The 14,489-nt window shown below is 61.9% G+C and carries 14 protein-coding genes; 5 read left to right on the top strand and 9 right to left on the bottom strand.

Annotated features, from left to right (window positions below; all coding sequences use genetic code 11):
• Positions 1 to 302 precede the first annotated feature (302 nt).
• The 8 genes from folK to dksA form a co-directional block, all read right to left on the bottom strand.
• Entirely contained in the window at positions 303 to 788 is a 486-nt protein-coding gene (gene folK, locus ACLK1G_RS23825; RefSeq protein ID WP_420767609.1) for a 2-amino-4-hydroxy-6-hydroxymethyldihydropteridine diphosphokinase, read from the bottom strand.
• Between the two features lie 3 nt (positions 789 to 791).
• On the bottom strand, positions 792 to 2,189 hold the full coding sequence (locus ACLK1G_RS23820) for a polynucleotide adenylyltransferase PcnB (protein ID WP_420767608.1): 1,398 nt from the start codon (positions 2,187 to 2,189) through the stop codon (positions 792 to 794).
• A gap of 376 nt (positions 2,190 to 2,565) precedes the next feature.
• The gene (locus ACLK1G_RS23815) at positions 2,566 to 2,886 is read right to left on the bottom strand and encodes a hypothetical protein (protein WP_420767607.1); all 321 of its coding nucleotides are present in this window, start codon (positions 2,884 to 2,886) and stop codon (positions 2,566 to 2,568) included.
• An 18-nt stretch (positions 2,887 to 2,904) separates the two neighbouring features.
• Positions 2,905 to 4,338 carry a sigma-54-dependent transcriptional regulator gene (locus ACLK1G_RS23810; RefSeq protein WP_420767606.1) on the bottom strand — a complete coding sequence of 478 codons (1,434 nt, stop codon included), beginning with the start codon at positions 4,336 to 4,338 and terminating at the stop codon, positions 2,905 to 2,907.
• A 22-nt stretch (positions 4,339 to 4,360) separates the two neighbouring features.
• Complete coding sequence (locus ACLK1G_RS23805) at positions 4,361 to 7,315, bottom strand: sensor histidine kinase (protein ID WP_420767605.1); 2,955 nt, start codon at positions 7,313 to 7,315, stop codon at positions 4,361 to 4,363.
• Positions 7,299 to 7,475, bottom strand: a complete 177-nt coding sequence (locus ACLK1G_RS23800) for a hypothetical protein (RefSeq protein WP_003176118.1) — start codon at positions 7,473 to 7,475, stop codon at positions 7,299 to 7,301. The genes ACLK1G_RS23805 and ACLK1G_RS23800 overlap by 17 nt, the downstream gene beginning before the upstream one ends.
• Positions 7,476 to 7,552: 77 nt before the next feature.
• Positions 7,553 to 8,434, bottom strand: a complete 882-nt coding sequence (gene gluQRS / locus ACLK1G_RS23795) for a tRNA glutamyl-Q(34) synthetase GluQRS (protein WP_420767604.1) — start codon at positions 8,432 to 8,434, stop codon at positions 7,553 to 7,555.
• A gap of 232 nt (positions 8,435 to 8,666) precedes the next feature.
• Positions 8,667 to 9,110 carry an RNA polymerase-binding protein DksA gene (dksA, locus tag ACLK1G_RS23790; RefSeq protein ID WP_420767603.1) on the bottom strand — a complete coding sequence of 148 codons (444 nt, stop codon included), beginning with the start codon at positions 9,108 to 9,110 and terminating at the stop codon, positions 8,667 to 8,669.
• Between the two features lie 333 nt (positions 9,111 to 9,443).
• Here dksA and ACLK1G_RS23785 point away from each other — a divergent pair, with 333 nt between their 5' ends.
• Positions 9,444 to 10,616, top strand: a complete 1,173-nt coding sequence (locus ACLK1G_RS23785; RefSeq protein WP_420767602.1) for a pyridoxal phosphate-dependent aminotransferase — start codon at positions 9,444 to 9,446, stop codon at positions 10,614 to 10,616.
• A complete protein-coding gene (gene sfsA, locus ACLK1G_RS23780; RefSeq protein WP_420767601.1) occupies positions 10,616 to 11,374 on the top strand; it encodes a DNA/RNA nuclease SfsA in 759 nt (252 codons plus the stop codon). The genes ACLK1G_RS23785 and sfsA overlap by 1 nt, the downstream gene beginning before the upstream one ends.
• Here the strand turns inward: sfsA and ACLK1G_RS23775 are convergent.
• The gene (locus tag ACLK1G_RS23775) at positions 11,330 to 11,647 is read right to left on the bottom strand and encodes a Rieske (2Fe-2S) protein (protein ID WP_420767600.1); all 318 of its coding nucleotides are present in this window, start codon (positions 11,645 to 11,647) and stop codon (positions 11,330 to 11,332) included. The two genes, sfsA and ACLK1G_RS23775, sit on opposite strands and share 45 nt — an antisense overlap.
• A 169-nt stretch (positions 11,648 to 11,816) precedes the next feature.
• Between ACLK1G_RS23775 and ACLK1G_RS23770 the strand changes: the two genes are divergently transcribed.
• Genes ACLK1G_RS23770 through ACLK1G_RS23760 form a run of 3 tightly spaced genes read left to right on the top strand, consistent with a single transcriptional unit; the run spans position 11,817 to position 14,487 of the window.
• A complete protein-coding gene (locus ACLK1G_RS23770) occupies positions 11,817 to 12,686 on the top strand; it encodes a heme/hemin ABC transporter substrate-binding protein (protein WP_420767599.1) in 870 nt (289 codons plus the stop codon).
• Positions 12,687 to 12,736: 50 nt separating this feature from the next.
• The gene (locus ACLK1G_RS23765) at positions 12,737 to 13,720 is read left to right on the top strand and encodes a FecCD family ABC transporter permease (protein WP_420767662.1); all 984 of its coding nucleotides are present in this window, start codon (positions 12,737 to 12,739) and stop codon (positions 13,718 to 13,720) included.
• Positions 13,720 to 14,487, top strand: coding sequence for a heme ABC transporter ATP-binding protein (locus ACLK1G_RS23760; RefSeq protein WP_420767598.1), 768 nt, complete (start codon positions 13,720 to 13,722; stop codon positions 14,485 to 14,487). Before ACLK1G_RS23765 ends, ACLK1G_RS23760 begins: the two co-directional genes overlap by 1 nt.
• Positions 14,488 to 14,489 lie beyond the last annotated feature (2 nt).

Raw genomic sequence — 14,489 nt, 5'->3', positions numbered from 1 at the left:
TACAGGCGCACCTTCTATGCGCGGTGCTTGTAAGGCCTGGATTGCACCCATTAGCGCCGCGTTGGCGGCGACGGGACGCCTATAGTCGTGAGGAGTACCGGGGAAGTCAATTGGATGTGTTACCGCCGGGTGTTACCGGGGTTACTGATGCGTTTCAGCGCAGGGGCGTGTTTCGAATCTGACTGCCGGGTCCCGGATCCTTGGGAGCGAGCTTGCTCGCGATAGCGCTGTGTCAGTTACAGGTGGGGCAACTGATCCACCGGCATCGCGAGCAAGCTCGCTCCCACAGGGGATGGTCTTCGTCAGATAAGAGGCAAGCGTTCCAGGCCGACGAATGGGCACGCCGCAAGCAGGTCCTTGAGACGGCGTCCGTCAGCGAGGCGCAGGTCGGCGGGCGCCAGCTCTGCCAAGGGATAGAGCACGAAGGCCCGGGCCTGCATATGGTAATGAGGAACCTTGAGACGGGGTTCGTCGATCAGGCGATCGCCGAACAGCAGGATATCCAGGTCCAACGTCCGCGGGCCCCAGCGCTCCAGGCGTTCACGCCCTTGATCGGTTTCGATGGCTTGTAGCGCATCGAGCAGATCCAGCGGTGCGAGGCTGCTTTCCAGCGCCGCCACGGCGTTGGTGTAGCGTGGCTGGCCAGGAAGCAGCGAGTCGCTTTGATAAAACGCCGAGACGCCTGCCAATCGGGTCTCGGGCAGTCGCGCCAGCGCTTCGACGGCGCTGCGCAGTTGTCCTGCGGGTTCGGCCAGGTTGCTGCCCATGCCGATGTAGATGCGTTCCATCGCTTACTCGCCCGAGGCGCTCGGTACACCCGCGCGCTTGCGCTTGGCACCGCTGCTGCGTCGGCGCTTGCGCGGGCCGCCGGTGCCGTCGTCCTTGCCGCTGAGGTCACGGATCATGTCGCGGCGTTCGCTATCGTTGGCGTCCTGGTAATCGGTCCACCATTCGCCCAGGCCGTCGGTCTGCTCGCCCGCGCTTTCGCGCAGTAGCAGGAAGTCGTAGCCGGCGCGGAAACGCGGGTTGTCCAGCAGCAGGTCGGCACGTTTGCCGCTGCGGCGGGGAAGGCGTTCCTGCATGTCCCAGATTTCGCGAATCGGCATCGTGAAACGTTTTGGAATGGCGATGCGCTGGCACTGTTCGGCAATCAGCTCGTGGGCGGCTTCCTGCATCGCTGGGATCGGCGGCATGCCGCGCTCTTGCAAGCGCAAGACGCGGGCGGGGAGGGCCGGCCAGAGCAAAGCGGCGAACAGGAACGCCGGAGTCACCGGTTTGTTCTGCTTGATGCGCAGGTCGGTGTTGATCAGCGCTTCGCTGATCAGTGTGTGGGTGTAGGTCGGGTTGTATTCCAGCGCCTCGGCACTGGCTGGGAACAGCGGGTCGAACAATTGCAGGTCGACGAGCATCTCGAAGGTGTCTGCGGCGTTGCCTGAAAGGAACAGCTTGAGCACTTCTTCGAACAGGCGAGCCGAAGGAATTTCCCTGAGCATGGGGGCCAGGTCGCGGATAGGCGCGGCGCTGTGTTTCTCGATACCGAAATCCAGTTTGGCGGCGAAACGCACGGCCCGCAGCATTCGCACCGGGTCTTCCTGGTACCGCTGCCTGGGATCGCCGATCAGGCGGATGAGCCGATTGCGGATGTCGTGTACGCCGTTGGCGTAATCGAGGATGCGTTCGCTGACCGGATCGTAATACAAGGCGTTGATGGTGAAGTCGCGGCGTTGCGCGTCTTCTTCCAGCGTGCCGTAGACGTTATCGCGCAGGATGCGTCCGCTTTCGTTGCGAGAAGACTGGTTGCTGTCTTCGTCTTCGTCATTCTGCGGATGGTTGGCGCGAAAAGTCGCCACTTCAATGATTTCGCGGCCAAAGTGGATATGCACCAGCTTGAAGCGACGCCCGATGATCCGTGCGTTACGGAACTCGGCCCGTATCTGCTCTGGCGTGGCGCTGGTGGCGACGTCGAAATCCTTGGGGGTGATGTTCAACAGCATGTCACGCACGCACCCGCCGACCAGGTAGGCCTGGTAGCCGGCGTTCTGCAGGCGTTCGACGATGTTCACCGCGTAACGGCTGAATTGGGCCTTTTGCAACGAATGCTGGCCGCTATTGAGCACTTCAGGCGTGCTGCGTATGTGTTGCGTACGACGCAAGGGAGAACGGAATGACTGGAACAGCTTCTTCAGCATGGGATGCACTGTTTGAAGGAATATTCGGCCAAAAACCAAGAATGACCGCATGATGGGCGGGGATTCTAGCATTTAGTCGAGGGATGGTGTAGGACGCAGGCGTTTTGTGTTGCAAGCGTTGAGCGACAGGCTTGTAGGATGCGGGAAGGCTGAACGACAGAAACCACAAGGGGAGCCGAAGCTCCCCCAGAATTAGTTGCGTGCTCTTTTTTTATTATTGGTTTTGGGCTTCTTGTTTTTGTTGAGCGCCCATATCACGAGGTCTTCCCTTCGTGACCCTCCCAATCGGGAGCCAAGAGCAAACGGATTGCTTTGGTCGCTGTGTTGCAGTGATCAATCGATCCAACCAGTTCAGGCACCTGTCTTGAGACAGTTTTTATTGTTCTCGGCCTGGTTGTGGGGCAAGCCCCAAATACAACGCCTCTCCAAAAGAATCAGTTAGCTGCGCCTCTCGCCGTCTTGTTTTTATTGTGCGTGAGTCGATTCGTCTTATTTTTATTGTCTTGTGCATTGCTTGTTGTTGTTCTTGTACCAAAGCTATAGCAGGGTGCGTGCCAACTTTTGCAAGGCCCAGGAAAGACGGGGGTTCTATGCTTATTCCGGTTTGCTCGGGGCAAAAAAAAGCCGGGATTTCGTTACCGTAAACCCCGGCTTTTGTTACGTGAAAAAGCTGAGGTAACAGTTTTTTCACATCCAATGATGTTACCTGGGCACCTCAGCTTTCGCTGGTGGCCCCGGTCTTGCGCCGTGGAATACCCAGGCGCTGCCGGCGTTCCCACAGGCATTTGCGGCTCACGCCCAGCTTGCGCGCCAGCTCCGTCTCGGTCATGTGGTCCTGGTGCTCAAGGACGAAGTGCTGGAAGTAGTCTTCCAGCGACAGGTCCTCGGTGGGCTCGTGGCTGGTGTTGTTCGCGCCGTTTTGCTGCGGTGCGAGCCCGATGAATTCTTCATCGTCCAGGTCGCCCACCTCGATATCGATGCCCAGCAGGTCGGCGGAAATTTCCGGGCTCTCGCACAGGATCACCGCGCGCTCCACGGCATTCTCCAGTTCGCGTACGTTACCCGGCCAGGCGTAGTGACGAATGGCCTGCTCGGCGTCCGGGGCAAACTTGAGGTCGGTGCGGTTGACACGCGCACTCTGGCGGGCCAGGAAGGCATTGGCGATTTCATTGACGTCCGCGCCACGCTCGCGCAGCGGCGGCAGCTTGAGCGCGATCACGTGCAGGCGGTAATACAAGTCCTCACGGAACTGGCCGATCTTCGCCAGGCTCTTGAGGTCCCGGTGGGTCGCCGCGATCAGGCGCACATCGACCTTCTGCGATTGCACGGAGCCCACCCGGCGGATTTCGCCTTCCTGGAGCACGCGCAGCAACCGCGCCTGGGCTTCCAGAGGAAGTTCGCCAATTTCATCGAGAAACAACGTGCCGCCGTCCGCTGCTTCAACAAGACCGGCGCGCCCGGCGCTGGCACCCGTGAATGCGCCTTTTTCGTGGCCGAACAATTCGGACTCGATCAGGCTTTCCGGGATGGCTGCGCAGTTCACCGAGATCATCGGGGCCTTCGCCCGGCGGGACAGGTTGTGCAGCGCCCTGGCCACCAGTTCCTTGCCGGTGCCGGACTCGCCCTGGATCAGCACATTGGAGTCGGTCGGCGCCACTTTACGGATCTTGCCGTAGAGGTCCTGCATCGGAGGGCAAGAGCCGATGATGCCGATTTCGCCGTTGCTGTTGCTTGCGCCCACCTTACCGGACGCCGCGGCCTTACCGTTCGTCGCTTCCGCTGGCTGGCTGCTCGCCGTCTGTCGATCACGCAGGATCCGGGCCACGGCCTGGAGCATCTCGTCGTGGTCGAATGGCTTGGCGATGTAGTCGACCGCGCCCATTTTCATGGAATCGACCGCCGAGCGCAGGCTGGCGTAGCTGGTCATGATCAGTACGGGCGTGCCCTGGCCCAGCTTGATCAGCTCGGTGCCGGGGGCGCCGGGCAGGCGCAGGTCGCTGACGATCAGGTCAAAGGTTGGAATACTGAAGCGTTCTTGTGCTTCCTGCACGGAACCGGCTTCGCTGACCTGGTACTGGTTGCGTTCCAGCAGGCGGCGCAAGGCGGAGCGGATGATTGTTTCGTCTTCGACGATCAAAATGTGCGGCATTGATTCGATTCTCTCGACGGTCTCAGTTCACAGCGGACGTCGCTTCGACATGACGCGGCAAGGTCACCCGAATACGGGTGCCGCGTTGGCTCTGAACATCGGCCGGGCTGTCGATGGTGATTTGTCCATAATGCTCTTCAACGATGGAATAGACCAGTGCGAGGCCCAGACCGGTGCCTTCGCCAGGATCCTTGGTGGTGAAGAAGGGTTCGAACAATCGGTCCATGATGTTCTGTGGAATACCGCTGCCTTCGTCTTCGACGATCAGGTCGACGGTATGTTCGAAAGCTTCGCTCTTGACCCGTACCGCGCTGCCGGCCGGTGAGGCGTCGCGCGCATTGGAGAGCAGATTGATCAGCACCTGGGCGAGCCGTTGGGGGTCGCCGTCGACCCAGTGTTCGGGGTCGCACAGGTTGAAGAACTGGACTTCGAAGTTGCGCCGGTTGAGCGCCAGCAGGCCGATGGCGTCCTGGGCCACTTCGGCCAGGCACACCGGCTCGTCGTTGTGCTGATGACCGCCGGCGTGGGCGAAACTCATCAACGACTGGACGATGCGCGATACGCGCTTGGTCTGTTCGAGAATCTGGCCGCTGATTTCCGTCAGCTCGCCATCGTCCTCGCGCTCTTCGCGCAGGTTCTGCGCCAGGCAGGCGATGCCGGTGATCGGATTGCCGATTTCATGGGCCACCCCGGCGGCCAAGCGACCGATGCTGGCCAGGCGCTCGGAGTGGACCAGCTTGTCTTCGAGCATCTGCGTGTCGGTCAGGTCTTCCACCAGCAGCACCAGGCCGCTGTTGCCCGGCGCCAAAGGCTCGTCGATCGCTGCCTTGTGCAGGTTCAGCCAGCGGGTCTGTCCGTCCAGGGCCAGGTGTTGTTTGTGCAGATGCTCGTCCGGCAGGTCGATGAAGCCTTGCAGCAAGCCTTTCCACGGCTCGCCCAACGTGCTCAGGCGGGAACCGACCACCCGCTGCGCGGCAATCCCGGTCAGTTCTTCCATGGCCTTGTTCCACATGAGGATCTCCTGGTCCTTGGCCAGGGAGCACACGCCCATCGGCAGTTCCTGCAGGGTCTGGCGATGGTAACGGCGCAAGGCATCCAGCTCGGCGGCCAGGCCGGTGAGGCGCGAGTGGTAATCCTCCAGGCGGCTCTCGATGAAGTGGATGTCTTCGGTGACATAGTTCTCGCCGCCGGCCTTGTAGGGCAGGAACGTTTCGACCATGTCCTGGGCCACGCTGGGGCCCATCAGGCCGGACAGGTTGGCTTCGATCCGATCCCGCAACCGACGCAAGGCGTATGGACGGCGTTCGTCGAATGGCAGGTAAAGGTCGCGCAGGGCCTGTTCGACTTCCTTTTGCGCGGCCTTGGCGCCAAGAGGCTTGGCCAGTTGAGTGGCAAATTCCTGGGGCGAGGCAGCGTGCAGTTCACGGCGCTGGGGCCGGCGCACGTTATCCACAGCGCAGGCTTCGGCGGCACTGGCTTCTTCGCTGCTGGCATTGGTGAACAGCGAGATCAGGGTAAACATCAGCACGTTTGCCGCCAGCGAGGCGATGGCTGCCATGTGCCAGCTGGTGTCGTCGAGCACGTAGATCATGTTCAACAGCGGAATATAGAAACCCTGCAGGTTGCCCAGCAGCGGCAGCAGCATGGCGACCAGCCAGACCACGATCCCCGCCAGCAGGCCGGCGATAAAGCCGCGGCGGTTGGCGGTCGGCCAATACAACACTGACAGGACGCCGGGCAGGAATTGCAGGGTTGCAACGAACGCGACGATGCCCAGGTTGGCCAGGTCCTGTCCGTCGCCCAGCATCAGATAGAAACCGTAGCCGGCCATGATGATCGCGACGATCAATGCGCGACGGGTCCATTTCAGCCAACGATAGATGTTTCCCTCGGCTGGAGGCTGGTAGAGCGGCAGTACCAAGTGGTTGAGAGCCATGCCCGACAGTGCCAGGGTGGTCACGATGATCAGGCCACTGGCCGCTGACAGGCCGCCGACATACGCCAGCAGCGCCAAGGCTTCGTTGTTGGCGGCGATGCCGATGCCGAGGGTGAAATATTCCGGGTTGGTGCTGGCGCCCAGTTTCAAGCCGGCCCACAGGATCAGCGGCACGGCCAGGCTCATCAACAGCAGGAACAGCGGCAAGCCCCAGCTCGCGCTGACCAGCGAGCGCGGGTTGAGGTTCTCGGTGAAGGTCATGTGGTACATGTGCGGCATGACGATCGCCGAGGCGAAGAACACCAGCAGCAGCGTGCGCCACGGGCCTTCCTGGAGCGGCGTATGCAGCGCGGCGAGGGCGGTCTGGTTCTGCAACAGCCAGATCTCGAGCTGCTGCGGGCCATCGAATACGCCATACAAGGCATAGAGGCCGACGCCGCCGATGGCGACCAGCTTGATCACCGATTCGAAGGCGATCGCGAACACCAGGCCTTCATGTTTTTCCCGCGTGGCGATGTGCCGCGAGCCAAAGAAAATCGTGAACAGGATAATCAGGACGCAGAAGCTCAGCGCCACCCGGTGCTGCACCGGTTCGTGGGTCAGAATGCTGATGGAGTCGGCGACCGCCTGCATTTGAAGCGCCAGCAATGGCAGCACGCCGACCAGCATGAAGATGGTGGTCAGCGCACCGGCCCAGGTGCTGCGGAATCGAAAGGCGAACAGGTCGGCCAACGAAGACAATTGATAGGTGCGGGTGATTTTCAGGATCGGATAAAGCAGCACCGGCGCCAGCAGGAAGGCGCCGGACACCCCGAGGTAACTGGACAGGAAGCCATAGCCGTATTGGTACGCAAGGCCGACCGTGCCATAAAACGCCCACGCACTGGCGTAGACGCCCAACGAGAGGGTGTAGGTCAGCGGGTGGCGAATGATTGCCCGGGGGATCATGCCTCGTTCACTGATCCAAGCCACGCCGAACAGCACCGCCAGATAGGCTGCGCTGATCAGGATCATCTGGGTCAGGCTAAAGCTCATCGGCATCTTTTTGGCTCTGCAGGATGAAGGTCACGACGATCAGGATCAGCCAGAGCAGATAGGGCCGATACCAGGCACCCGTGGCATCGATCCACCAATCCATGATGGCTGGGGAGAACAGGTAAATCCCCACTACCAGGAGCAGGACCAAGCGATAGATGTACATCCCGGCCTCTCTTTTTTATGCACGTGCCCGAAAACGTGCGGCGATGGTAACGGATAGGCGGCAGGCTGCAAGGGCCGTCACTGTATTTGCGCTTCGGGCAGGGACAGTGTGCGTGGGATCTTTCCCGCATCCCAGTGGCGAATGCCCCAGGCCAGCAACTCCCGTGGGCTGGCATCGACCAACTCCGATGCCGGTTGCTGGCCCAGTGCGCGCAGCGCTCTCAACAGCAGAGGCGTTGCCTGATCGGCCGTCAAGGGTGGTGAACGATAGGATTTGCCGAGTTTGTGCCCGTCCGGCTGGGTAATCAGTGGCACGTGCAGATAGCGCGGTTGTGGCAACCCAAGCAGTTCTTGCAGGTATAGCTGGCGCGGCGTGGAATCCAGCAGGTCGGCGCCTCGGACTATATCGGTGACACCCTGCCAGGCGTCGTCCAGGACCACTGCCAATTGGTAGGCATACAGCCCGTCGCGGCGACGAATCACAAAGTCGCCGGCCTCGCGGCCCAGGTGCTGGCGGAATTCGCCTTGGACCCGATCGACGAAATGGTATTCAAGTTCGGGGACGCGCAGGCGGATGGCGGCGCCTTCGGTGTTGTGACCTGCGTTGCGGCACAGTCCCGGATAAATGCCCTGATAGGGTTCCAGTTGCTTGCGCGAACAGGTGCAGGCGTAGGCGAGGCCTTGGTTGAACAAGCGATCGATGACCTGCTGGTAGGCGGCGTGGCGGTCGCTCTGGCGCACCATTTCACCATCCCATTCAAAGCCGTAGCTTTCCAGCGCCTTGAGAATTGCCGCCTGCGCGCCGGGCTCTTCCCGGGGCGGGTCGAGGTCTTCCATGCGCAACAACCAGCGTCCGCCCACGGCCCGGGCGTCGAGGTACGACGCCAGGGCGGCGACCAGCGAGCCGAAATGCAAGTGGCCGCTGGGGGTGGGGGCGAAGCGTCCGGTGTAGTCAGTCATAGAGCGAATTTACTGGTTCCGGGCAGGAGGAATGCAATCTCGACAACAAAACCTATTCCTTGTGGGAGCGAGCTTGCTCGCGATAGCGGAGGATCAGCCAGCGTTGATGCGTCTGACAGCCCGCTATCGCGAGCAAGCTCGCTCCCACAGGGGATGTACCAAAGCTTGGTGGGAGCCTCGCAAACAAAAAACGGAGCGTATGAACGCTCCGTTTCGATGACAGCCCCGGCGATTACTTGCCGACCTGTTTTTCCTTGATTTCCGCGAGGGTCTTGCAGTCGACGCACATGTCGGCGGTCGGACGTGCCTCCAGTCGCTTGACGCCAATCTCGACGCCGCAGGACTCGCACCAGCCGTATTCTTCGTCTTCGATCAGTTGCAGCGTCTTGTCGATTTTCTTGATCAGCTTGCGTTCACGGTCGCGAGCGCGCAGTTCAAGGCTGAATTCTTCTTCCTGGCTGGCACGGTCGGCCGGGTCGGGGAAGTTAGCAGCGTCGTCCTTCATATGGTCAACCGTGCGGTCGACTTCCTGCATCAAGTCCTGTTTCCACTTGTTCAGGATCTTGGTGAAGTGCGCGCGCATGGGGGCGCCCATGTACTCTTCGCCCTCTTTCGCGACATACGGCTCAAACCCGCTGAGCGACTGATTTTGATTCTGCTTTGCTTGGGTGGGCATGAATGGACCGCCTCTACTCTTGTAATCCACTACGCAGGATTGCTCCATCACCGACACCTGCCGGCCCTGCGGCTGCAAGCGGGCGAACTTACCAGATCAAATCAGCCTGCGCTACTCCCGGTTGTCGAGCCTGGCACGGCTGGGGCCCGTAAAACATGATCGGGTCCGGTTCGGTGGTGTTGCAAACCTGCTCAATGCTTGATTTTAGTCAAGTCTGGGTTTAACGCTGGAGTCATTTCCAGCTAGCGCTAGGACCGTTTTAGATTTGCGCTCGTTCCCGCACCCGTTCCCGAGTTGGGTAGAATCGGTTCTTTTTTCGTGAAGGACGGCCCAATGGCCCAGCCCTACAGCGCACGCAGCCGTGCCATCGAACCATTCCATGTCATGGCGCTGCTGGCGCGCGCCAACGAACTGCAGGCCGCCGGGAACGATGTCATTCACCTGGAAATCGGCGAGCCGGACTTCACTACCGCCGAGCCGATCATCCAGGCCGGCCAGGCTGCCCTGGCCGCCGGCAAGACCCGCTACACCGCGGCCCGGGGCATTCCCGAGCTGCGCGAAGCCATCGCCGGTTTCTACGCGCAGCGCTACGGCGTGGAGATCGATCCCCGGCGCGTCCTGGTTACTCCGGGTGGCTCCGGCGCGTTGTTGCTGGCCAGTGCTCTGCTGGTGGACCCTGGTAAACATTGGCTATTGGCCGACCCAGGCTACCCCTGCAACCGTCATTTCCTGCGGCTGATCGAAGGCGCGGCACAATTGGTGCCCGTGGGGCCGGACGTGCGTTATCAGTTGACGCCGGACCTGGTGGATCGCCATTGGGACCAGGACAGCGTCGGTGCCCTGGTGGCTTCCCCGGCCAACCCGACCGGGACGATTCTCAGCCGGGATGAATTGGCGGGATTGTCCAAGGCGATCAAGGCCCACAACGGGCACCTGGTTGTCGACGAGATCTATCACGGCCTGACCTACGGCACCGACGCCGCCAGCGTGCTGGAAGTCGATGACGATGCGTTCGTCCTTAATAGCTTTTCCAAATATTTCGGCATGACCGGCTGGCGGCTGGGCTGGCTGGTGGCGCCTTCGGCGGCCGTCGCTGAGTTGGAAAAGCTCGCGCAAAACCTCTACATCAGTGCGCCAAGCATGGCCCAGTACGCGGCCTTGGCCTGTTTCGAGCCGGCGACCATTGCGATTTTCGAACAACGGCGCGCCGAGTTCGCGCTGCGTCGTGACTTTCTCCTGCCAGCGTTGCGTAAGCTGGGGTTCGGCATCGCAGTGGAGCCCCAAGGGGCGTTCTACCTTTATGCCGATATCAGCGCTTTCGGCGCAGATGCCTTCGCGTTCTGCCAGCACTTCCTGGAAACCGAACACGTGGCGTTCACGCCGGGGCTCGATTTCGGTCGTCATCAGGCCGGTCATCACGTGCGTTTCGCCTACACCCAAAGCCTGCCGCGGCTGCAAGAAGCGGTGGAGCGAATTGAACGCGGACTGCGGAGCTGGCAAGGCTGATGCTCTTTTCCCCTGCCTTGGAAGAAGGACGGTTGATTCGACGTTACAAACGTTTTCTCGCCGATATCGAGACCGTTCATGGCGAACTGTTGACAATTCACTGTCCCAACACCGGCTCGATGCTCAATTGCATGGCCGAGGGCGCGCGCGTCTGGTTCAGTCGCTCCAATGACCCCAAACGCAAGTTGCCGGGCACTTGGGAAATAGGCGAAACCCCTCAGGGGCGCTTGGCCTGTATCAACACCGCGCGGGCCAATGGGTTGATCGAGGAAGCGCTGCGCGCCGGTGTCATCAGTGAGCTGAACGGGTTCATAGGGCTCAAGCGGGAAGTGGCCTATGGCGTCGAGAACAGCCGCATCGATTTTCGGCTCGACTACGCGGATCGCAGCTCGGCCTGGGTCGAGGTGAAAAGCGTCACGCTGGGTTTCGACGGGACGAATGTCGCGGCGTTTCCCGATGCGGTAACCCTGCGTGGCGCCAAGCACCTGCGAGAGCTGGCTTGCCTGGCGCGGGAGGGCGTGCGCGCGGTGCAGTTGTATTGCGTGAATCTGAGCGGCATCGATGCGGTGCGGCCGGCGCACGAAATCGACCCGGTGTACGCCGCGGCGTTGCGCGAGGCCGTGGCCGCCGGGGTGGAAGTGTTGGCATATGGCGCCACGCTGACGCCGGAGCAGATGTGGGTCGATCGTCCGCTGCCGGTGTTGCTTGAGCCACTACAGCTCGACCCAAATGCCTTGATCGTCCTCCCGGCAATCTAGCGCCGCCAGGAATTGCCCCGCGCAAGGGCCGGCGACGCACTCACCGCTTTCGATCAGGAACAGCGCGCCGTGGGTCGCGCACTGGATGAGGCTGGCGCTGGTATCGAGAAACTGGTCGGGTTGCCATTCCAGCGGCACGCCGCGGTGCGGGCAGCGGTTGAGATAGACATACGCCTGGCCTGCGCGCCGCACGGCCAGGACCTTGCGCCCATTCATGTCGAAACCGCGACTGCCGCTTTCAGGCAGCTCGGCGGTGCTACAAAGAAATTTCATGTGAGTCTCTAGGTGTCATAAGGACGGGCTCGTTGAAGGCTATGTTGTCGAGTGCCATGCTTGACGGTCAAATGAAAACAATTATCAAATGGCGCCTCCTTCGCAGGTGGTGTCGAGGATACTTGTCCAAGCCCGACCCTGTGGAAAACTTCTTCGAGGAAGCTGCCCGATGCGCCTGAATGTCCGCGTTGCTGCGCTCTGTATCGTCTTGCTGGCCTGCCAGGGAGCGTTGGCGGCCGATCTTGCGCAGCGCTGGGTGAGCGCCGGCGGCGCCTTGTCCGAGTGGGTCGGCGCGCTGGGTGGTGAATCGAAACTGGTGGGCGTGGACACGACCAGCCAGCATCCCGAATCGCTGCGAGCGTTGCCCAGTATCGGTTATCAGCGGCAGCTATCGGCGGAGGGCGTGCTGAGCTTGCGTCCGCAAATCCTGGTGGGTACCGAAGAAATGGGGCCGCCTCCGGTTTTGGCGCAGATTCGCAACGCCGGGGTGCAGGTCGAACTGTTCTCTGCGGCGCCAAGCCTGGCGGCGCTCCAGGACAATCTGCGTCACCTGGGTCAGTTGTTGGGAGCCGAGTCCAGGGCTAGAGAATTGTTCGAGGATTATCAACAGAGTCTTTCCCGGCATAGCGTTAGGGTGGATGAAGCCCGGCTCAAGCAAAAGGCGCCTGGTGTATTGCTGTTGGTGGGCAGCGCCGGCGGCAAGCCGCTGGTCGCGGGCAAGGACACCGCCGCTGATTGGCTACTGCAACAGGCCGGCGGCCACAACCTGGCGACCCACAGCGGTTACAAACCGTTCTCCGTTGAAACCCTGGCCAGCCTGAACCCTGAAGTGCTGGTCTTCGCCGATCGTGCTTTGCGCGGTGAAGAGGCGCGCGCGGCGTTGTTCAAGGAAAATCCGATCCTGTCCTCGACGCGCGCCGCCAGAGACGGGCGCGTCATGGAGCTGGACCCAACGTTGCTGGTGGGCGGACTAAGCCCACGTTTGCCGCAAAGCCTGGTGAAGCTGACCAATGCGTTCTATCCGGCCCAGGTGCCATGACGGCGCTGGTCAAGCCGCGCACGTTGTTTATTGGGCTGGGCCTGCTGTGTCTGCTGGCGACCTGGCTGTCCCTGGCGTTGGGGCCGGTGAGCTTGCCCTTATTCGATACCTTGCGGGCCGCCCTGCGCCTGTTGGGTCTGCCGGTGGCCGCCGACGGCCTGGAGCAGGCCGAGCTGATCCTTGGCCAGATTCGTCTGCCGCGCACGTTGCTGGGACTGATGGTGGGGGGAGTGTTGGCGCTGTCTGGCGTGGCGATGCAAGGATTGTTTCGTAACCCGCTGGCCGACCCGGGGTTGGTGGGCGTGTCCAGTGGCGCGGCGTTGGGTGCCGCGTTTGCCATCGTCGCCGGCTCGGCGCTGGGCGGGGTGCCCGAAGCGTTGGGGCCTTACGTGTTGTCGTTGTGTGCGTTTCTCGGCGGGCTTGGAGTCACGGCGCTGGTCTATCGCCTCGGCCGGCGCAACGGCCAGACGCATGTCGCCACCATGCTCTTGGCTGGCATTGCCTTGACCGCGCTCTCCGGTTCCGCGGTCGGTTTGTTCACTTACCTGGCGGACGATGCGACCTTGCGCACCCTGACGTTCTGGAACCTGGGGAGCCTAAACGGTGCCAGCTACGGGCGGTTGTGGCCGTTGTTGCTGGTCAGCGTCGGCGTCGCGATCTGGCTGCCGCGTCGCGCCCGGGCGCTTAACGCCTTGCTGCTCGGCGAATCGGAAGCCGCCCATCTGGGCATCGACGTCGAACGGCTCAAGCGAGAGTTGGTGTTCTGTACCGCCTTGGGCGTCGGGGCTGCCGTCGCGGCGGCGGGCATGATCGGCTTTGTCGGGCTGGTGGTGCCGCACCTGGTACGGTTGATGGCGGGGCCGGACCACCGCGTCCTGTTGCCGGCATCGGTGCTGGCGGGGGCGAGCCTGTTGCTGCTCGCCGATTTGGTCGCGCGTCTGGCGCTGGCCCCGGCTGAGCTGCCGATCGGCATCGTCACGGCCTTCATCGGCGCGCCGTTTTTCCTTTATCTTTTGTTGCGGGGGCGCGCCTGATGTTGCGAGCGCAGAACCTGTACATTCGCCGGGGCCACAAAACCGTATTGGCGGATATTGATCTGCAGCTCACTCCGGGCGAAGTGCTGGGTGTGCTGGGTCCCAATGGGGCGGGCAAAAGTACGCTGCTCGCCGGTTTGTGTGGAGAAATGCGTCCGGCACAGGGAGAGGTCTGGCTCGATGATCGGCCATTGGCCCAGTGGGAAGGCAGCGAGCGCGCCCGTCGCCTGGCGGTATTGCCGCAGACCTCGACCCTGGATTTCGCATTCCGTGTTGAAGAAGTCGTCAGCCTCGGGCGGCTGCCCCACCAGAGCGGCCGGATACGTGACGGGCAAATTGTCGAATTGGCGCTGCGGGCTGCGGACGCCGCACATTTGCAAGGTCGCAATTACCTGAGCTTGTCCGGCGGTGAGCGACAGCGGGTCCATCTGGCCCGGGTACTGGCGCAATTGTGGCCGGGCGAGGCGGGACAGATCCTGCTGCTGGACGAACCCACGTCCATGCTCGATCCGCTGCATCAGCACACCATTCTGCAAGCGGTGCGTGAATTTTCCGGTCGTGGCGCGGCGGTGCTGGTGATCCTGCATGACCTGAACCTGGCGGCGCGTTACTGTGATCGCCTGTTGCTGCTGGCGTCCGGCAGGCCGGTGGCCCTGGATTCGCCCCAGCAAGTGCTGCGCCCGGAGCCCCTCAAGGCGGTGTTTGGCCTGGACGTGCTGGTGCAGTCCCATCCGGAGCGCGGCCATCCGTTGATCATTGCCCGCTGAGT

The sequence above is a fragment of the Pseudomonas algeriensis genome, assembly GCF_048847255.1.
Lineage (GTDB): Bacteria > Pseudomonadota > Gammaproteobacteria > Pseudomonadales > Pseudomonadaceae > Aquipseudomonas.
The sequence above is the reverse complement of the archived record's forward strand: the minus strand, read 5'-3'. Positions and strand labels throughout refer to the sequence as shown.

Excerpts from the sequence above, each read along its gene's own strand:
- folK (WP_420767609.1), bottom strand. The coding sequence starts at position 788 with ATGGAACGCATCTACATCGGCATGGGCAGCAACCTGGCCGAACCCGCA.
- ACLK1G_RS23820 (WP_420767608.1), bottom strand. The coding sequence starts at position 2,189 with ATGCTGAAGAAGCTGTTCCAGTCATTCCGTTCTCCCTTGCGTCGTACG.
- ACLK1G_RS23810 (WP_420767606.1), bottom strand. The coding sequence starts at position 4,338 with ATGCCGCACATTTTGATCGTCGAAGACGAAACAATCATCCGCTCCGCC.
- ACLK1G_RS23805 (WP_420767605.1), bottom strand. The coding sequence starts at position 7,315 with ATGCCGATGAGCTTTAGCCTGACCCAGATGATCCTGATCAGCGCAGCC.
- ACLK1G_RS23800 (WP_003176118.1), bottom strand. The coding sequence starts at position 7,475 with ATGTACATCTATCGCTTGGTCCTGCTCCTGGTAGTGGGGATTTACCTG.
- gluQRS (WP_420767604.1), bottom strand. The coding sequence starts at position 8,434 with ATGACTGACTACACCGGACGCTTCGCCCCCACCCCCAGCGGCCACTTG.
- dksA (WP_420767603.1), bottom strand. The coding sequence starts at position 9,110 with ATGCCCACCCAAGCAAAGCAGAATCAAAATCAGTCGCTCAGCGGGTTT.
- ACLK1G_RS23785 (WP_420767602.1), top strand. The coding sequence starts at position 9,444 with ATGGCCCAGCCCTACAGCGCACGCAGCCGTGCCATCGAACCATTCCAT.
- sfsA (WP_420767601.1), top strand. The coding sequence starts at position 10,616 with ATGCTCTTTTCCCCTGCCTTGGAAGAAGGACGGTTGATTCGACGTTAC.
- ACLK1G_RS23775 (WP_420767600.1), bottom strand. The coding sequence starts at position 11,647 with ATGAAATTTCTTTGTAGCACCGCCGAGCTGCCTGAAAGCGGCAGTCGC.
- ACLK1G_RS23770 (WP_420767599.1), top strand. The coding sequence starts at position 11,817 with ATGCGCCTGAATGTCCGCGTTGCTGCGCTCTGTATCGTCTTGCTGGCC.
- ACLK1G_RS23760 (WP_420767598.1), top strand. The coding sequence starts at position 13,720 with ATGTTGCGAGCGCAGAACCTGTACATTCGCCGGGGCCACAAAACCGTA.